The 17,086-nt window shown below is 71.4% G+C and carries 17 protein-coding genes and 1 pseudogene; 12 read left to right on the plus strand and 6 right to left on the minus strand.

All coding sequences use genetic code 11. The annotated features are described in order from the left end of the window. The first annotated feature begins 31 nt into the window (after positions 1 to 31). The 5 genes from VKV57_17705 to VKV57_17725 all read left to right on the plus strand — a co-directional run bounded on the left by VKV57_17705 (position 32) and on the right by VKV57_17725 (position 5,966). Positions 32 to 1,027 (plus strand): hydroxyacid dehydrogenase, encoded by a 996-nt coding sequence (locus VKV57_17705; protein HLW61741.1) that lies wholly within the window; start codon positions 32 to 34, stop codon positions 1,025 to 1,027. Between the two features lie 251 nt (positions 1,028 to 1,278). Continuing rightward, positions 1,279 to 2,715 (plus strand): amidase, encoded by a 1,437-nt coding sequence (locus VKV57_17710; protein ID HLW61742.1) that lies wholly within the window; start codon positions 1,279 to 1,281, stop codon positions 2,713 to 2,715. Positions 2,716 to 2,732: 17 nt separating this feature from the next. Beyond that, on the plus strand, positions 2,733 to 3,878 hold the full coding sequence (locus VKV57_17715) for an FAD-binding oxidoreductase (GenBank protein ID HLW61743.1): 1,146 nt from the start codon (positions 2,733 to 2,735) through the stop codon (positions 3,876 to 3,878). 8 nt (positions 3,879 to 3,886) lie between these two features. Beyond that, positions 3,887 to 4,543 carry a pyridoxamine 5'-phosphate oxidase gene (gene pdxH, locus VKV57_17720; GenBank protein ID HLW61744.1) on the plus strand — a complete coding sequence of 219 codons (657 nt, stop codon included), beginning with the start codon at positions 3,887 to 3,889 and terminating at the stop codon, positions 4,541 to 4,543. Between the two features lie 40 nt (positions 4,544 to 4,583). Continuing rightward, positions 4,584 to 5,966, plus strand: coding sequence for an amidohydrolase family protein (locus tag VKV57_17725; GenBank protein HLW61745.1), 1,383 nt, complete (start codon positions 4,584 to 4,586; stop codon positions 5,964 to 5,966). Between the two features lie 216 nt (positions 5,967 to 6,182). Here the strand turns inward: VKV57_17725 and VKV57_17730 are convergent, their stop codons facing one another. Both VKV57_17730 and VKV57_17735 read right to left on the minus strand, forming a co-directional pair. Continuing rightward, positions 6,183 to 6,548, minus strand: a complete 366-nt coding sequence (locus VKV57_17730) for a hypothetical protein (protein HLW61746.1) — start codon at positions 6,546 to 6,548, stop codon at positions 6,183 to 6,185. A 65-nt stretch (positions 6,549 to 6,613) separates the two neighbouring features. Further along, positions 6,614 to 7,243 (minus strand): annotated as a pseudogene (locus tag VKV57_17735) (class I SAM-dependent methyltransferase). Between the two features lie 53 nt (positions 7,244 to 7,296). Here VKV57_17735 and VKV57_17740 point away from each other — a divergent pair. The 6 genes from VKV57_17740 (at position 7,297) to VKV57_17765 (ending at position 12,822) form a co-directional block, all read left to right on the plus strand. Continuing rightward, positions 7,297 to 8,394 (plus strand): 2-dehydropantoate 2-reductase, encoded by a 1,098-nt coding sequence (locus VKV57_17740; GenBank protein HLW61747.1) that lies wholly within the window; start codon positions 7,297 to 7,299, stop codon positions 8,392 to 8,394. Next, on the plus strand, positions 8,366 to 9,502 hold the full coding sequence (locus tag VKV57_17745) for a M20 family metallopeptidase (GenBank protein HLW61748.1): 1,137 nt from the start codon (positions 8,366 to 8,368) through the stop codon (positions 9,500 to 9,502). Before VKV57_17740 ends, VKV57_17745 begins: the two co-directional genes overlap by 29 nt. A gap of 5 nt (positions 9,503 to 9,507) precedes the next feature. Beyond that, positions 9,508 to 9,816 (plus strand): cupin domain-containing protein, encoded by a 309-nt coding sequence (locus VKV57_17750; protein HLW61749.1) that lies wholly within the window; start codon positions 9,508 to 9,510, stop codon positions 9,814 to 9,816. 152 nt (positions 9,817 to 9,968) lie between these two features. Beyond that, positions 9,969 to 10,544, plus strand: coding sequence for a peroxiredoxin (locus VKV57_17755; protein HLW61750.1), 576 nt, complete (start codon positions 9,969 to 9,971; stop codon positions 10,542 to 10,544). A 63-nt stretch (positions 10,545 to 10,607) separates the two neighbouring features. Next, positions 10,608 to 12,239, plus strand: coding sequence for a gamma-glutamyltransferase (gene ggt / locus VKV57_17760; GenBank protein HLW61751.1), 1,632 nt, complete (start codon positions 10,608 to 10,610; stop codon positions 12,237 to 12,239). A 7-nt stretch (positions 12,240 to 12,246) separates the two neighbouring features. Further along, the gene (locus VKV57_17765; protein ID HLW61752.1) at positions 12,247 to 12,822 is read left to right on the plus strand and encodes an ECF transporter S component; all 576 of its coding nucleotides are present in this window, start codon (positions 12,247 to 12,249) and stop codon (positions 12,820 to 12,822) included. Positions 12,823 to 12,825: 3 nt separating this feature from the next. Here the strand turns inward: VKV57_17765 and VKV57_17770 are convergent, their stop codons facing one another. The 4 genes from VKV57_17770 to VKV57_17785 are packed head-to-tail and all read right to left on the minus strand — an operon-like array spanning position 12,826 to position 16,174. Beyond that, positions 12,826 to 13,230: a PPOX class F420-dependent oxidoreductase gene (locus VKV57_17770; protein HLW61753.1), complete on the minus strand. Its 405-nt coding sequence runs from the start codon at positions 13,228 to 13,230 to the stop codon at positions 12,826 to 12,828. A 37-nt stretch (positions 13,231 to 13,267) separates the two neighbouring features. Beyond that, entirely contained in the window at positions 13,268 to 13,477 is a 210-nt protein-coding gene (locus VKV57_17775) for a heavy-metal-associated domain-containing protein (GenBank protein ID HLW61754.1), read from the minus strand. A 29-nt stretch (positions 13,478 to 13,506) separates the two neighbouring features. Then, positions 13,507 to 15,906, minus strand: a complete 2,400-nt coding sequence (locus VKV57_17780; protein HLW61755.1) for a heavy metal translocating P-type ATPase — start codon at positions 15,904 to 15,906, stop codon at positions 13,507 to 13,509. Between the two features lie 4 nt (positions 15,907 to 15,910). Beyond that, positions 15,911 to 16,174, minus strand: a complete 264-nt coding sequence (locus VKV57_17785) for a metal-sensitive transcriptional regulator (protein ID HLW61756.1) — start codon at positions 16,172 to 16,174, stop codon at positions 15,911 to 15,913. Between the two features lie 211 nt (positions 16,175 to 16,385). Between VKV57_17785 and VKV57_17790 the strand changes: the two genes are divergently transcribed. Then, a partial coding sequence (locus VKV57_17790) for a Rieske (2Fe-2S) protein (GenBank protein ID HLW61757.1) occupies positions 16,386 to 17,086 on the plus strand: 701 nt, incomplete at its 3' end.

Below are 17,086 nucleotides of genomic sequence, written 5' to 3' on the forward strand. Positions count from 1 at the left end.
CTCCACGGGAAGCGGGTAGTGAGCGCGCCGGATGGCTCGGATCGTCCTGCTGAACTCGATGCTCCACCGCGTCGGCGAGGACCTCCTCGCCGCGCGCGCCCAGGTGGAGATCGTCCCCGCCGCCGCGGCCCCCGACCGACTTCGGTCGGCGTTGCGCGATGCCGACGCGGTGCTCGTCCGGTTGCCCGCCCGGATCACCCGGGAGGTGATCGCCGCGGCGTCCCGGCTCCGCGTCATCGGCACCGCGGGGGCGGGATTCGACAACATCGATGTCGCCGCGGCGACCGCCGCCGGGATCCCCGTCGTCAACAACGCCGGGGTCGGCCCGAACCCGGTCGCCGAGCACACGGTCGGCCTGATGATCGCGCTCGCCAGGCGGATCGTGGCCGGCGACCGTCGGCTGCGGCGGGACGGGTGGGCCTGCCGTGAGCGCCTGCTGGGCGCGGAGCTCGGCACCGAGCTGTCCGGCAAGACCGTCGGCATCGTGGGGTTCGGATTCATCGGCCGGCGGGTGGCGGGCATCTGCACCGCCGCCTTCGGGAGCCGCGTCCTGGCCTACGACCCGTTCCTGGAGGACGCGGCGTTCGCGGCGGCGGGGGTGGAGCGGCGGGGGGATCTCGACGCGCTCCTCCCCGAGGTGGACTTTCTCACGGTCCACACGCCGCTGAGCGAGGAGACGCGCCACGTGATCGGCGCGCGAGAACTGGCCCTGCTTCGGCCGACGGCGTACCTGATCAACTGCGCGCGCGGCGGAGTGGTCGATGCGGACGCGCTCGCCGATGCGCTTCGGGCCGGCCGACTCGCCGGCGCGGGCATCGACGTGTTCGATCCGGAACCACCCGCGCACCCGCACCCCCTCTACGCTCTGGAGAACGTGATCGTCACCCCCCACATCGCCGGGCTGAGCGACGAAACGAACCGCCGGCTGTCCGTCTCCGCCGCCGAACAGGTCCTGCAGGTGCTGGCGGACGAGCGGCCGCCGCGCCTCGTGAACCCCGAGGTCTGGTCCCGCCGCCGGCGTGGCTGAGGGCGCGGCCGCCTCGGCGGCTCCGAGGAAAACGATCGCGCGGCGTGGTACTGAGTGACATGCCCACCCGACGGTCCCGCCCGCAGGCCCGACGGTCCCCCGCCCGAACACCCCCGAGGCGGCGGCCCCGCGGTTCCGCCGCGGCCGAGCTGCGCCAGGTGCAGAAAGCCCAGCGCGAGACCGGCCAGCGTCTCCAGGACGTGAAAGTGCCGCCGGCCACAGAGCCGGCCGTCGTGTTCAGGGTCTGATCCATGGACACGCCCCTCTACCTCACCATCGGCGAACTGGGGGACGGGCTGCGGCGCCGGCAGTTTTCGTCGGTCGAGCTGACGCGCGCGGCGCTCGACCGTCTCGAATCGATCGGCGGCCGATACAACGCCGTCGCCAGCATCATGCACGAACGCGCGGTGCGCGAGGCCCACGCGGCGGACCGCATGTTGCGGGACGGCCGGCACCGCGGATCGCTGCTGGGGATCCCCTACGGGGCAAAGGACCTCCTCGCCGCCGTGGGCGCGCCGACGACCTGGGGGGCTCCGCCCTTCGCGCGCCAGACCTTCGACTACGACGCGGCGGTGGTGGAGTCGCTGCGGCGCGCGGGCGCGGTGCTGACGGCGAAGCTGGCGATGATCGAGCTCGCGGGGGGCGGAGGGTACCGATATGCCTCGGCGTCCCTGCAAGGGCCGTGCCGGAACCCGTGGAACCCGCAGCACTGGTCGGGGGGCTCGTCCAGCGGGACGGGCGCCGCGGTGGCGGCGGGCCTGGTGCCGTTCGGCATCGGATCGGAAACCTCGGGATCGATCCTCTCTCCTTCCTCGAACTGCGGGGTCACCGGACTGCGCCCCACCTACGGGCTGGTCAGCCGGTACGGCGCGATGGCGCTGGCCTGGACGATGGACAAGATCGGCCCGATGTGCCGGAGTGCGGAGGACTGCGGGCTGGTGCTCGAGGCCATCGCCGCCCCGGATCCCCGCGACCCGGGGTCGGCGGGCCGTGTCTTCCGGATGACGCGCAAGGCCCGGCAGCGGCTGTCCGCGCTGCGGGTGGGGTACGTGGCCGGCGACTTTGAGCAGGGCATGCACCGCTCGGCCCGGGGCGTGATGCAGGATGCGGTGGCGGCGGTGCGCAGCCTCGGCGTGCGATGGAAGCGCATCGCGCTCCCGGATCTCCCGATCGACGCGGCGGCGAGGACGATCATCCGTGCCGAGGGGTCGGCGGCGTTCCAGGGGCTGCTCAGGGGCCGTGGACTGCCGCCGCTGGCCGACCGCCGGCAGGCGATCGGACTGCGCGCGGGCCTCGAGGTGACCGCGGTCGATTATCTCAACGCGATGCGCATCCGCCGCCTGCTGCAGGACGCGTTCGCCCGCCTCTTCACCGAAGTCGACGTGATCATCGCGCCCACCCGGTTCGCGCCGGCCGGGCGGATCGATGAGCCGATTGATCCGCTGTGGCGCTCCCGCGGCGGCGGCGGGATGGGCGTGGCGCTCGTGCCGGCGGGAAACCTCGTCGGCATTCCCGCCCTGTCGCTGCCGTGCGGGTTCACCTCCTCGGGGCTGCCGGTGGCGATCCAGCTGGTGGGCCGGCCGTTTGAGGAGGGGACCTTGATCGACTTCGGGCGTGCGTTTCAGGGGATCACCGACTGGCACCGCCGCACGCCTCCCATTCCGTGGAAACCCCCCCGCCGCCACTGATGCACGGGACGGCGGAGGTGGTGATCATCGGGGCCGGGGTGATGGGGGCGAGCGTCGCCTACCATCTGGCCCGGCGCGGGTGCCGGGACGTGGTCGTGCTGGAGCAGTTCGACGCGTCCGGCCTGGGGAGCACCGGCAAGGCCACGGGGGGGTTCCGCAGCCAGTTCACCACCGAGGTCTACGTGCGCCTCTCGTTGCTGGCGCGGGAGCGGCTGCGACATTTTCACGAGGAGACGGGAGTCGATCCCGGCTACCGGCCGGTGGGCTACCTCTTCATGGCCAAGACGGAGGCGCAGCTGCGGAGCCTGCGGGCGGCGATGGCCGTCCAGCGGGCGGCGGGCCTGACGGACGTGCGGGAGGTGGACCAGGCGGACCTCCGCCGACTCTCCCCGTCCGTGCGCGCCGACGATCTGATCGGCGGGATCTTCGGACCCACCGACGGGTACATCGTGCCGCTGGAGATCATGCGCGGGTTGCTCGAGGCGGCACAGCGGTTGGGGGTGGCGTTCGAGTACGGGTGCGGACCCGCGGCGTGTCTCGTGGACGGCGACCGCATCGTGGGGGTGCGGACCGGCCGGGAGGACGTGGCGACGCGCCGGGTGGTCAACGCCGCGGGGGCCTGGGCCGGGCTGGTGGCGCGGACGGCCGGCGTGGAGATTCCCGTCAGTCCGCTGCGGCGGCAGACCGCCGTCACCCAGCCGTTTCCCCGGCTGCCGGGTGAGACGCCGATGACCATCAACGTGGACGACGGCTTCCACTTCCGGGTTCGGGACGGGCGGGCGTGGTTGCTGTGGCCCCAGGATACGCCCACCGTGGATCCGTTTGACACGACCTTCGACCGGGAATGGTTGGACGGGCTGCTGCCCCGGGCCTACGACCGCGTGCCCTGCCTCCGCGAGGCGGAGATCGATCTGGGCCGGTGCTCGTGCGGGCTCTACGAGATGTCCCCGGACAAACACGCGCTGGTCGGGCCGGCGCCGGGGATGGACGGGCTGTATCTGATCAACGGCTCCTCGGGACACGGGGTGATGCACTCCGCGGTGCTCGGCCAGCTGCTCGCCGAAATCATGCTCGACGGGCGCGCCCACACGCTGGACATCCACGCCCTTCGTCCGACGCGGTTCGCCGAAGGCCAGCCCAACCCCCAGTCTGAGATCCTGTAGCGCGTCTCGTGGAGGGTCCCGCGGACCGCACATCCGCCGCCGCGCACGCAGACCGCGCGGGGCGGTCGCTCGACGAGGCCGACGTTCACCCGGATCCGTTCGTCCAGTTCCACCGCTGGCTGGATGAGGAGGTGGCGGCCGGACTGCGGCTTCCCGCGGCGATGATCGTCGCCACGTCCGCGCGGGACGGCGCCCCCTCGGTCCGGACGGTGCTCCTCAACGGGCTCGACGGGCGGGGCTTTGTCTTCTACACGAACTATGAGAGCCGCAAGGCGCGCGAGCTGGCGGAGAACCCCGCGGGGGCGATTCTGTTTTATTGGCCGAGGGGCGGGCGGCAGGTTCGCGCCGAGGGCCCCGTGGTCAGGATCTCCGCCGACGAGTCGGACGCCTATTTCCGCACCCGCCCGAGGGAGAGTCAGTTGAGCGCCTGGGCCTCGCGCCAGAGCGAGGTGATCCCCGCCCGAGCGGTGCTCGAGGCGCGGGTGTGCGCGCTCGCCGAGGAGTACCGGGATCGCGAGGTCCCCCGGCCGCCCTTCTGGGGCGGGTACCGGATCGCCCCTCATGTGGTCGAGTTCTGGCAGGGGCGCCTTAACCGGCTGCACGACCGCCTCTGCTACCGCCTGGTCGAGGCCGGGCGCTGGCGGATCGAGCGGCTGTCTCCGTAGCGCTCGCGGGCGATCGATCACGATGAGGGGGGAGCCCGACATGCCCGTCTTCGACATCGTGATCCGCAACGGCCGCCTGGCCGTCCCCGCGGGGGCGGCGCGGACCGATCTGGGGATCGACGGCCAGCGGATCGCCCAGATCGGCGGCCCGATGTCCGGCACGAACGAGATCGACGCCGCCGGCCTTCTGGTTCTGCCGGGGGGCGTCGACGCCCACGTGCACCTCACCCCCGGCCTGCGCTCACCCCAGGAGGGGCCGGTGTGGATCGACGACATCGCCAGCGGGTCCGCGGCTGCCCTGGCCGGGGGAATCACGACCCTCGGCAATATGACCTTTCTGCGCGACGGCGAGCTGCCCCTCGATGGGCTCGACCGCGAGGCCGCGCTGGTGCGCGAGGGGGCGATCGCCGATTTCATCCTGCACCCGGTGCTGCGTGAGCCGACCCCCGCGGCGCTGGATCAGATCCTGACCCTGCGCGATCGGGGGCACACCAGCCTCAAGTTTTTCATGGTGACCCCGGGATTCGACCGCCAGGTGGCCGGCTTTCTCGAGGCGACCGAGCGCGCCGCCGCCGCCGGACTGATCACGATGATACACTGCGAGGACTACGCGATCATCGCTCGGGCGACGGCGCGCCTGATCGCCGAGGGTCGCTCGGACCTCCGCCACTACGCCGAGAGCCGGCCGGTGGTGTCGGAGACCGTGGCCACCGAGCGCGCCGTCGCGTTCGCCGCGGCGACCGGGGCGCCCGTCTATGTGGTGCATCTGTCGGCCGCAGCCGCGCTCGACGTCTGCCGCCGCGCCCAGTCGCACGGACTGCCGGTGTACGTGGAGACGCGGCCCCTCTACCTCCACCTGACCCGGGAGCGTTTCGGCGAGCCGGATGGGGCGAAGTACGTCGGACAGCCGCCGCTGCGGGACGCGGCCGATGTCGCCGCTCTCTGGGACGGCTTGAGGCAGGGGTCCGTGCACACCGTCTGCAGCGATCACGCGCCGTGGAGCTTGGCGGCGAAGTTGGACCCCGCCTTGTCGGTCGCGACGCTGCGCCCCGGGGTGGAGGGCTTGGAGTTGCAGATGCCGATGCTCTACTCAGAGGGCGTGCGGACCGGGCGACTTTCGCTGGAGCGTTTCATCGAGGTCACGTCGACCAACGCGGCAAAGCTGTTCGGCCTCTACCCCGCGAAGGGGTGCATCGCCGTCGGCAGCGACGCCGACGTGGTGCTCTTCGACCCGAACCTGACGCGGACGGTCGGCGCCCCGCGCTTCTCTCGATGCGACTACTCGGTGTTCGCCGGGCGGTCCGTGACCGGGTGGCCCGTTCTGACCATGCGTCGCGGGGAAGTGGTGTTCGATCACGGGCGGGTCACGGGATCGCCGGGAACGGGGCGGTTGATCCCGCGCCTGCCCACCTGCCGGTTGTAGGGCTCCCCCCAGGGGGCGTGCGAGGCGGTCAGCCCGCGGATCCTCTTACGCGAGTTGGCTCTCGGGCCCCGTCGGGGCGGGCCGCAACAATCGAGGATCTCGGCCCGACATTCAGGCCCCTCGCGGCGTCTATCGTTTGGTCGCTCCAATTGCACACAACCTCTCGAAGGGTAGAGGGGGGCGCAACGTCCCAAAAGGCAGACGAATGCGCGTTCGTCAGTCGGGGCGCGCACCCTCCACGGCGAGCAGGTAGAGGGTTTGGGACTCCGCCTGGGAGCGGATCCAGGTTCGATAGTCAAATTCCGCGGCAGCGCGCTCCGTCTCGGTGATCACCCCGTCCACGACCATCTGACGCCCTCGGGACGCGGCGACGTCTGCCCACATCCCGATCTTGCTTTCGAAATCCAGCTCGCCGCGCCGCGTCGCCTCAGCCTGGTTGCGGGTATCGATTTCGACGAGCCCGGCGCGCACGAACATGTCGGCCAGGTGGTCGGCGATGGCGTTGTCCATCGCGCACTCGTCGCGCCATCGGAGGTAGGCATCGTAAAACGCCCGCATGCTGGCCGGCGGGTGGGGGTCCACGCGATCCGCTCGTGGTTGTAATCGAGGACGATGACGCGCCCACCCGTTCGCGCCGCGCGGGTCATGGCCTCCAGCGCGGTGAGGGGGGAGGGGAGCCACTGCAGGACGCGCGCGGCCGTGACGAGATCGAATGTCTCCGCGAACGGGAGACAGCACGCGTCGGCCACCGCGAACCTCAACCCGGGAACCCCGACGTGACGACGCCGGGCGCCGGCGATGAATTCCGTGTTGAGGTCGACGCCCACCACACGGCCGCCGGGCGCCACCACCTCGGCGATGCCGCGCGTGATGGCCCCGGTGCCGCACCCCACGTCGAGGACTTCGTGTCCCAGCCGGAGGATCTCGGCGAGGCGCCGGTGCGCGGTGCGAAGCGACCGCGCGTTCAGGATGGCCGCGGTGCCCTCGGGCAGCGCCGCGCGACGGCGAGCGATGTCATCGGTCTTCGCCATGGGAGTCCTCCCGATTGCGAACGGGGGTCCGGTGCGATGAAGATCCGGCCCGCGGGGGCGTCCGGCGAACACGACGCGCATACGGTACCGTCGTCCGCCCTCGCGGCGCCCCGATCGTCGAGGGGCGGCCGTCGGCGTCGCGGGACGCCGTTCCTTCCTGACCGCCTTTGCGTCTCGAGCGCGCCGATGCCGCGCGCGCCTGCCTTCTCGCCGATGGAGCGGAGAGAGTATTTCCCCAGGGGGCATCGAATTCCTAGGGAGGTTCCCCTCCCCGACGAGGGGCGCGAGGAGGGCGATGCATGGAGTTTACCATTGTCGGGGCCGGGGCGATCGGCGGGACGCTCGGGGCGCACCTGGTTCGCGCCGGCCACCCCGTGCTCTTCGTGGACAGCGTGGCCGAGCACGTCCAGGCCATGGAGCGGTCGGGGCTCGAGATCGAAGGGCGCACCCCGTTCCAGGTCCGCGTCCGCGCGGTGACGATCGAGGGGCTGGCCGGGGCGGTGGGCGGGCGGCCGCTCGATGCCGTGTTCCTCGCGGTCAAGGCGATGCACACCGCAGCGGCGCTGGAGCCGATCGTCCCCTTGATGGGGGCGGACAGCTTTGTCGTGTCGATGCAGAACGGGCTCAACGAGACCGTGATCGCCAGGCGGATCGGCGAGAAGCGGACCGTGGGGGCCTTCGTGAACTTCGGCGCCGACTACCAAGGTCCCGGCCGCATCATGTACGGCGGGAGCGGCGCCCTCTATCTCGGTGAACTGGACGGACGGACCACCCCACGGCTGGAGCGCCTGGGGACGATCCTTCGTGAGGCGTTCCTGGAGCGCACGACCCTCACCCCGAACATCTGGGGGTACCTCTGGGGCAAGCTCGGGTATGCGGCGGTGCTGTTCGCCACCGCCGTGGTGGACGAGACGATGGCGGACGTCCTCGACGACCCGGCGTCGCGGCCGCTGCTGGCCAACCTGGCGGCCGAGGTCGTCCGCACCGCGGACGCGGAAGGCGTGCGCAGCGAGGCGTTCGATGGGTACGACCCGGACGCGATGCGGTTCACGCAGCCCCGCAACTGGGCGGCGATCGACGCGAGCTTCGACCGGCTCGCCGCGTTCAATCGCGGCTCGCTCAAACAGAAAAGCGGGATCTGGCGCGACCTGGCGATCCGACACCGCCGCACGGAGGTGGATCACCAGCTGACCCCGGTCGTGGAGACCGCCCGCGCGCACGGGCTCGACGCCCCGCTGCTGGCGCGGGTGACGGAGATGATCCACGACCTCGAGGACGGCCGGCGTCAGATGGTTCCCGCCAATCTCGAGGAGTTGCGCCAGTTGAACGCGCAGGTCTACCCAGAGTCCGGGCCGGGGAGGGAGTCCGTTGCCGAGCAGCGTTCGCGCATCCGTTGACCGTCAGCTGGAGGCGTTCCTCACCGACCTGCGGGCGTTCGTCGAGGTGGAGTCGCCGACGAACGATAAGGCCGCCGTTGATCGCGCCGCCCGACACCTCGCCGAGCGGTTTGCCGCCTATGCCCACGCCGAGATCACCTGGCACCCGCAGCCGCAGTGGGGCGACCACTTCGAGGCGCGGATCGGGACCGGCCGGCGACGTATCCTGCTTCTTGGCCACGTCGATACGGTGTGGCCGATCGGGACGCTCTCCCGCCTCCCCTGCCGCGTGGAGGGGGACCGATTCACGGGGCCGGGCAGCTTCGACATGAAGTACGGCGACATGCAGGCGGTGTGGGGGCTGCGGCTCGCGCTCGAGGCCGGCGCGCTTCGCGACAAGACCTTCGTCTTCTTCGCGAACACCGAAGAGGAGGTGGGGAGTCCCACCTCGCGACCGATCATCGAGCGCCTGGCCCGCGAGTCGGAGTGCGTCTTTGTGCTCGAGCCATCGGTGGGGGAGGAGGGGGCGATCAAGTTGTGGCGCAAGGGGGTGGGGATGTACCACCTCGAGGTCGTGGGAGTGGCCAGCCACGCCGGGGCCGACCCGGAGAAAGGCCGCAGTGCAGTGCTCGAACTGGCCCACCAGATCGTCGACCTCCACACCCTGAACGACGCCGCCAAGGGGACCACGGTCAACGTCGGCGTCGTCCGCGGCGGTACCAGATCGAACGTCGTGGCGGCGCACGCCGAGGCGGAGATCGACCTTCGGGTCCGGACGGCCGACGAGGCGAGGCGGGTGGACGAGCGGATCCTCCATCGGCCCACCTTCGTGAGCGGGACCGCGGCGCGCGCCCGGGGCGGGATGAACCGGCCCCCGATGGAAGAGACGCCGGCGTCGCGCCGCCTGTACGAGGTGGCGAAGCGCTTGGCGGCGGACGAGGGATTCGACCTGCCGGCCGGCGGGACCGGAGGGGGCAGCGACGGGAACTTCACGGCGGCGGTGGGAATTCCGACGCTGGACGGCCTCGGCGCCGTGGGCGACGGCGGTCACGCCGATCACGAACACGTGCGGGTCTCCACCATCGCCCCGCGGCTCGCCTGGTTTACCCGTCTCCTGGCGGAGGTGTAGCGCCCGTGCGGCGCGTGCAGACGCAGCGGGCCCGGGCGTTCTTTCGGATCGTGGCCGGGACCGAGCGATCGCAGGCCGCCACCATGGTCCTGCGGCCGGGGGAGCGCACCGGCGGCGCGGACAACGTGCACGCCGCCTCTGACCAATGGATGTACGTGGTTTCGGGGAGGGGGATCGCCACCGTCGACGGGCGCAGGGTCGCTCTGGATCCCGGCGCGCTCCTGCTGATCGAGGCGGGGGAGACCCACGAGATCGCCGCCGATGGCGAAGGGGACCTCGTCACCGTTAACGTCTACGCGCCGGCCGCCTACTGAGGACGCGACGGCAGAGGCGGGCGGCCCTCCCGGATCAGCGGCGATGCGGCCCGGGCGCGAGGCCGGCAAGACGACCGCATTCCGGATCCCCGGGTGCGCCACGGCATGAAGCGCGGCGCCCGGTCTGAGAGACGTGATGGAGGGGAACGCCCATGGCGGGGCCCGACAATTGGCTCGATCTCCCACCCAACCTTCCGGTTCCAAAGGATGACGGGGCGTGCGACCACCTCACCGGCATGCCGCTTCCCTCGGTCCCGCTTGCGTCGACGGCGGGGAGGGCGGTGGATCTAGCCGCTCTCCCGGGGACCACGGTCGTCTATGCCTATCCCCGGACCGGCCACCCCGGCGTCCCGTCCCCCGCGGGGTGGGATGCGATCCCCGGGGCGCGGGGATGCACGCCGCAGTCGTGCGCGTTTCGCGACCACCACGGGGAGTTCGCGGCGCTGGGAGCCCGCGTGTTCGGCTTGAGCGCGCAGACGATCGAAGACCAACGGGAGGCGGTCGAGCGACTGCACCTGCCGATGGCGCTGCTCAGCGACGTCGATCTGGCCTTCGCCCGGGCGCTGCGCCTCCCTACGTTTGTGGTGGAATCGTTGGTGCTGATCAAGCGGCTCACGCTGGTGGTCCGCAACGGTCGGATCGCCACGGTATTCTATCCGGTCTTTCCCCCGAACAAGAACGCGGAAGAGGTGCTGGCGTGGCTGCGGCGCCACCCATCCCCCGCGTAGCCGGCAGCGTTTCCGACGGCGGGATGGCGCGGGGGCGCTCGGAGCGCGAGGAGGTCCAGGATCGTGCACGGCGCGCGTAGCGTCATGGCGCCGGGGGGGCTGGTCACCTCGCCGCACTCGCTGGCGACGGCTGCCGGACTGCGGATCCTCCAGCGCGGCGGGAACGCCGTCGAGGCGGCGATCGCCGCGGCGGCGACGATCGCGGTCGTGTATCCGCACATGAACTCGCTGGGGGGGGACAATTTCTGGCTGATCTATAACGCCCGCGAGCGGCGCGTTCGGGCGCTGCTGGCCTGTGGGACGGCCGGGGCGGCGTGCACCATCGACGCCTACCGCGGCGGGGGGCACGCGGAGATCCCGCGCCGAGGCCCGCTCGCCGCCAACACCGTGCCCGGGGCGGTCGATGGATGGTGGGAGGCCCACGGATACGCGCGGACGTCGCTCGGCGGACGCGAGCCCTTTGGGGCGTTGCTCGCCGACGCGGTTCACTACGCCGGGTCCGGTTTCCCCGTCACCCCCAGCCAGGAAACGTGGACCCGAAAGAACATCGGCCCCAACTCCGGCCGATTCGGCCACCTCGAGACCCTGGACGGGTTTCGGCGCACCTTTCTCCGGCCGGACGGGAGCGCGTTCGCACGGGGGGATCGGTTCGCGATGCCGGACCTGGCCCGGACGCTGGCGGAGGTCGCCCGCGACGGACGGGACGCGTTTTACCGCGGACCCCTCGCCGGGCGGATCTGCGCGGCCCTCAAGGGAGGCGGGGGCCTGCTCTCGGAACGTGACTTCGCCGAGTACCGCAGCCGATGGGCCGAACCGCTCTCGATCCGCTACCGCGGCTGGACGGTGTGCAACACCCCCCCGCCCACGCAGGGGCTCACCTCGCTCCAGATCTTGAACATCATCGAGCGGTACCCGATCGCCGAGTGGGGCGATCAGTCCGCGGCCTACTACCACCTGATGGTCGAGGCGGCCAAGCAGGCCTTCATCGACCGGGACGCGCGGATCGCCGACCCGGAATTTCACTCGGTCGCGGTCGATGATCTGCTCTCCAAGTCCCACGCCGGCGTCCAGGCCGAGGCGATCGACCTCGACCGGGCGCAGGTGCATCCAGCGCCGCAGCCGTCGGGGGGAGACACCGTCTGGCTCGGCGTGATCGACGCGGCGGGGAACGCCGTGTCGCTGATCCAGAGCATCTACTTCGATTTCGGCTCCGCGGTCGTCGCCGAGGGCGTGGTCCTGCAGAACCGCGGCTCCGCCTTCTCGCTCGATCCGGCGCACCCCAACGCCCTCGCCCCGGGCAAGCGCCCATTCCACACGCTCAACCCCGCGATGGCGCTGCGGGACCAGATGCCGGAACTGATCTACGGGACGATGGGGGGGGAGGGCCAGCCCCAGACCCAAGCGGCGGTGCTGACCCGGGTGCTCGATTTGGGGATGGACGTCCAGGCGGCGATCGACGCGCCGCGCTGGCTGTACGGGCGCACCTGGGGGGAGCCCACCGCCACGCTGTCGCTGGAGTCCCGCGTGCCGTCGCACATCATCGCCGACCTGGGGCGGCGCCGGCACGACGTGCAGGTGGTCGGCGCGTGGGATGACCGGATGGGTCACGCCCAGGCGATCTGGATCGACCCGCGGACGGGGATCCGCTGCGGGGGCGCCGATCCGCGCGGGGACGGACTCGCCGCCGGGTACTGAGGATCGAGTGCGGCGGGAGGCGCTCGGGGGGCGGGCTCGGCGCAGCGCGGTCGTCGGCATGTTCGCCGCGACCGCGTTCATCCTGATGGCGGTGGTGCAGGTGCCGCTGCTGCCGAGCGCGCCGTACCTCACCTACGATCCGAGCGACGCAGTGGCGCTCCTCGCGGGGATAGGCTACGGACCCGCGGTGGGGGTCCTCGTCGTGCTGATCAAAGACTTCTTGTTCCTGTTGTTCCGAACGAGGGGGCCGTTCGGCCCCGCGGCGGACTTGATCGCCGCCGGCACGTTTGTCGCGGTGACCGCCTGGGTCTACGGGGCGAGCAGGGGGCGGGTCGTTCCGCGGCTCGTGCTCGCCGCTCTCGCTGGCGCCGCGGCCCGCGTGCTGGTGATGATCCCGGCCAACTTCGTTATCCTCGCCCTGCAGTTTGGGATGCCGCCCGCCAAGGTCGCCCGGCTGCTTTGGCCGGCGATCATCCCCTTCAACGCGCTGAAGGCGGCGATCAACGCCGCCATCGCCCTGTCTCTCGCCCAGCCCGTGGCGCGCGGCGCAGGGCCGCGGGCGGATGCCCCCGCCCGCCGGTAGCGGCTACAGGCCCATCGTGGTCACCCGTTCGATCTCGATGTGGATGCTGATTCGCTTCTTGGGGTTGTCGCCGGGCGGATACTGGTACGACCGCCCACCGTACCGCTGCGAGAGGCGGTCGATGTCTTTGGCGCCGTTCTCGACGTCGAACCTCACCACCGCTCCCCGAACCTGGACGTACCGGTAGGGGTTCTCGCGGTCGACGATCGCGAGTGCCACCTGGGGGTGGGCCCGTAAGTTCCGGAGCTTCGCCCGCCCGGCGCTGGTGTTGATCAGGATGTGGCCGTCGATATGGAGGAACCACATCGGCGTCGCCTGCAGCTTGCCCGATTCTGTCTGCGTGGCAAGGACCGCGAAGTTGGGCTTCTCAAGAAAGGCCTTTACGGGGGCGGGGATCTGCGCAGCCATGCGTCCCTCCTTCATATAGGTGTGGCGTTTCCGATGGTCAGGGGGCCACCGGGTATCCTTCCGTGCGGAGGATCTCTATCATCCGCTCCGGCGCGACCACGGACGCGTCGTAGGTGACCCGCACCTGCTTCGCCGGAATGTCCACCGCGAGATCGTCGATGCCCTCGATCGGGGCGAGCGCGCGGCGGATCGTCCGCGCGCAATGCTCACACGAGATATCCGGGACGTTAAGGAGGACGGTCGTCATCTGACACCTCCGGGAACGCGAGATGAGGCTCAATGTCCTTGGTGGGCGGCGAATCCCAGGGAGACCGCGCCGACGGCGAGGGCGACGAGCGCGATCCCGACGAGGTAAGCATAGTCGCCCAGCCGGGATCGCAACGCGGGATGGAGCAGCGCCCGCGCATCCGCCGGCGGGCGGAACCGACGCAGCCGCAGGGCGTTGGTCACGACGCTCACGCTGCTCATCGCCATCGCCGCCGCGGCCAGCACCGGGCTGAGCAGTACGTGAATGACGGGGTACAGGACCCCCATGGCCACGGGAATGAGCAGCAGATTGTAGGCGAAGGCCCACCCCAGCCCCTGCCGGATCACCCCAACCGTCGTCCGGCAGAGGGCGATCGCGGTGACGATGCCGCGCACGTCGCCGCCGATCAGGGTGATGTCGGACGCCGCCATGGCCACGTCGGTGCCGGTGCCGATGGCCACGCCGAGATCGGCCTGCGCCAGCGCCGGGGCGTCATTGATCCCGTCGCCCACCATCGCGACGATGTGGCCCTCCGCTTGAAGGGACCGGATCGTGGCCGCTTTGTCCGCGGGGAGGACCTCGGCCAGGGTGTGGTCCGGCTCGATCCCCACCGCCGCGGCGATCGCCGCGGCGGCGGCCCGGGTGTCCCCGGTCAGCATGCGCACCTCGAGTCCCAGAGCGTGGAGGGTGCGGACGGCGTCTAGGGATTCCGCTTTGAGCGTGTCGGCCACCGCGATCAGGCCCGCGGGACCGCCGTCCACCGCGACGTACATCGGGGTGGCCCCCTCGCGCGCCAGAGCCTCCGCCCGCGCTTCCAACCCGTCGACGGCGATCCCCAGGTCCAGCATCAGCGCCCGGTTCCCGAGCGCCACATCCCGTCCCCCGACCCGCGCGCGCACGCCCCGGCCCGCCCTTGACTCGAACCCCTCGGCGGGCGCCGGCGCGAGGCCGAGCGCATCCGCCCGCGCGAGGACCGCCCGGCCGATCGGATGCTCCGATCCGACCTCGACGGCCGCGGCCAGCCCCAGCACCGCCCGCTCGTCGAAGCCGGCGTCCGGGATTACCCGGGTCACGCGCAGGCTGCCCTCGGTGAGGGTTCCGGTCTTGTCGAGCACGATGGTGTCGACCCGTCGGGCCTGCTCGAGGGCCTCCCCACCGCGGATCAGGATGCCGAGTTCGGCGGCTCTCCCGGTGCCCGCCATGATCGCGGTCGGTGTGGCGAGGCCGAGCGCGCAGGGGCAGGCGATGATCAGGACGGCGATCGCCGCCTGAAGCGCCAGGGTGAGCCGCCCGTCCGGCCCGAAGACCAGCCACCCCACAAACGTCAGCGCGGCGAGCCCCAGGATCGCGGGGACGAAGTAGCTGGAGATGGTGTCGGCCAGGCGCTGCAGGGGTGCCTTCGAGCCTTGGGCTTCCTCGACCAATCGGACGATCTGCGCGAGCGTGCTCTCGTTTCCCACCTTGGTGGCCCGGAACACGAACGTGCCGGTGGTGTTGAGCGTCGCGCCGATCACGGGATCGCCCGGTCCCTTCTCCGCCGGTAGGCTCTCCCCGGTGAGCAGGCTCTCGTCGACCGCGGAGGCGCCCGTTTCGATGACGCCGTCGGCAGGGATCTTCTCCCCCGGCCGGACCCGTACCCGGTCGCCGACCAGGACGGCGTCGACCGGCACGTCCACCTCGACCCCGTCGCGGATCACCCGGGCCGTCCTGGCCCTGAGCCCGGCCAGGGCTTTGATCGCCGCACCGGTCTGCGTGATCGCCCGCGCCTCCAACCAGCGGCCGAGGAGGACGAGGGCGATGATGATCACCGCGGTCTCATAGTAGAGGTGGGGCGGGAATCCCCAGCGCTCCGCGAGCGACGGCCAGAGGGTGACGAACGCGCTGTACCCGTAGGCGACGCTCGTGCCGACGGCGACCAGGGTGTTCATGTTGGTGGTGCCGTGCCGGGCCGCGTCCCAGGCTCCCGTGTAGATCGCTCGTCCCGCCCAGACCTGGACGATCGTGCCGGCGATCAACAACACGGGGGCCGAGAGCGCCGGGTCGATCCGGATCGGGAGGACCATCAGCGCCATCATCCCCAGGCCGACGGCGAGGCTCGTCAGCCACTTGCGCCGGAGATCGTCGAGTTCCCGCTTCGCCTCCGCCTCGCGGCGGTCGGGGGACGGGGTCGCTCCCGCGGTCTGCGCGAGCGCGCCCATCTTGTAGCCGGCGTGTTCCACGGCGGCGGCGAGGCGGGCGAGCGACGCCACCGAAGGGTCGAAGACCACCCGAGCCTGCCGGGTCGCGAGATTGACGGTCGCGGCGGCGACGCCGTCGACGCCGGACAGCGCCCGCTCGACCCGCCGGACGCACGAGGCGCAGGTCATTCCGTCGATCGGCAGGGCAACTTCCCGAGGGGCGGCGGGGGCGGGGTCGTGGAGGACCGGCACCGGGCTATCTCCTCGACAGCTCGAACAGTTCCGCGAGCTCGGCGACCATCTCCCGGTCGCGGCCGCGTTTGAACCCCTCGACGACGCACCCGTGCAGGTGGCCGTCGACGAGCACCGCCTCAAACTTCTGCAGCGCCCGCTCGACGGCGTAGGTCTGCTTGAGGATGTCGACGCAGTAGTGGTCCCCCTCCACCATCTTCCGGATGCCCTTGAGATGCCCTTCGATGCTGGCGAGCCGCTTGAGCACGTCGCCCTTGTTGGCCTGCATGGCGTCCGCTCCCCTCGAGATCACATCCCCTCCCCGGTGGGGGGGGATGTCTCCACTGTACCCCCCGAAGCCGCGGTCGTCAATCCGTCTGGGTCCTGTCCGAACGGACAGCCGCAACCCGTTCGTCGGTCGGTGGCGGGAGCGGGAGGCAGCGCGGTAGTACCTATAGAGAGGGAGCGCGGTTGAGGTCTCCCCGGAAGGAGTGTGCGTGATGGCTCATCCCAGCGACACGTTTGTGCGGGCCGCCCGCCTGGCCGACCTCCCCGCCGGTGGGTGCCTCCCGGTTCAGGTGGAGGGGCACACGCTGGCCCTGTTCCGACAGGGAGACCGGATCTACGCGGTCGACAACCGCTGCCCGCATATGGGGTTTCCGCTGGACAGGGGGACCGTCCGGGACGGCATCCTCACCTGCCACTGGCACCACGCCCGGTTCGACCTGGCCAGCGGGGGGACGTTCGACCAGTTCGCGGGGGACGTCCGGGTCTTCCCGGTCGCGCTGCGGGACGGGGAGGTCTGGGTGGACGTGGCGGCACGGGGAGATCCGCGCGACGCGCATCGGGCGAGGCTGGAGGACGGCCTGGAGCGCGACATCCCACTGGTGCTGGCCAAGGCGGTGATCGGGCTGCTGGACGCGGGGGCCGGCCCGAACGTTCCGTTTGGCGTCGGCCTGACGTTCGGGGCGCGGTACCGGCGCGCCGGGTGGGGGCCGGGGTTGACGATTCTCACCTGCATGATGAACCTGATCCCCACGATGTCCGCCGGCGACCGCGCGCGCGCCCTGTACCACGGCCTGTCGGCGGTGGCGCGCGACTGCGACGGCGCCCCGCCCCGGTTCGACCTGCGCCCACTGCCGGGCTCGACCCCGGAGCCGTCCGCGCTCAAGCGCTGGCTCCGCCAGTTCGTGGAGGTGCG

This window comes from bacterium, assembly GCA_035307765.1.
Taxonomy (GTDB): domain Bacteria; phylum Sysuimicrobiota; class Sysuimicrobiia; order Sysuimicrobiales; family Segetimicrobiaceae; genus Segetimicrobium.

Bases quoted from the DNA above. Each gene is read 5' to 3' on its own strand.
- VKV57_17755 (HLW61750.1), top strand. From the start codon at position 9,969: ATGGCGGGGCCCGACAATTGGCTCGATCTCCCACCCAACCTTCCGGTT.
- VKV57_17725 (HLW61745.1), top strand. From the start codon at position 4,584: ATGCCCGTCTTCGACATCGTGATCCGCAACGGCCGCCTGGCCGTCCCC.
- VKV57_17775 (HLW61754.1), bottom strand. From the start codon at position 13,477: ATGACGACCGTCCTCCTTAACGTCCCGGATATCTCGTGTGAGCATTGC.
- VKV57_17770 (HLW61753.1), bottom strand. From the start codon at position 13,230: ATGGCTGCGCAGATCCCCGCCCCCGTAAAGGCCTTTCTTGAGAAGCCC.
- VKV57_17710 (HLW61742.1), top strand. From the start codon at position 1,279: ATGGACACGCCCCTCTACCTCACCATCGGCGAACTGGGGGACGGGCTG.
- VKV57_17705 (HLW61741.1), top strand. From the start codon at position 32: ATGGCTCGGATCGTCCTGCTGAACTCGATGCTCCACCGCGTCGGCGAG.
- VKV57_17785 (HLW61756.1), bottom strand. From the start codon at position 16,174: ATGCAGGCCAACAAGGGCGACGTGCTCAAGCGGCTCGCCAGCATCGAA.
- VKV57_17740 (HLW61747.1), top strand. From the start codon at position 7,297: ATGGAGTTTACCATTGTCGGGGCCGGGGCGATCGGCGGGACGCTCGGG.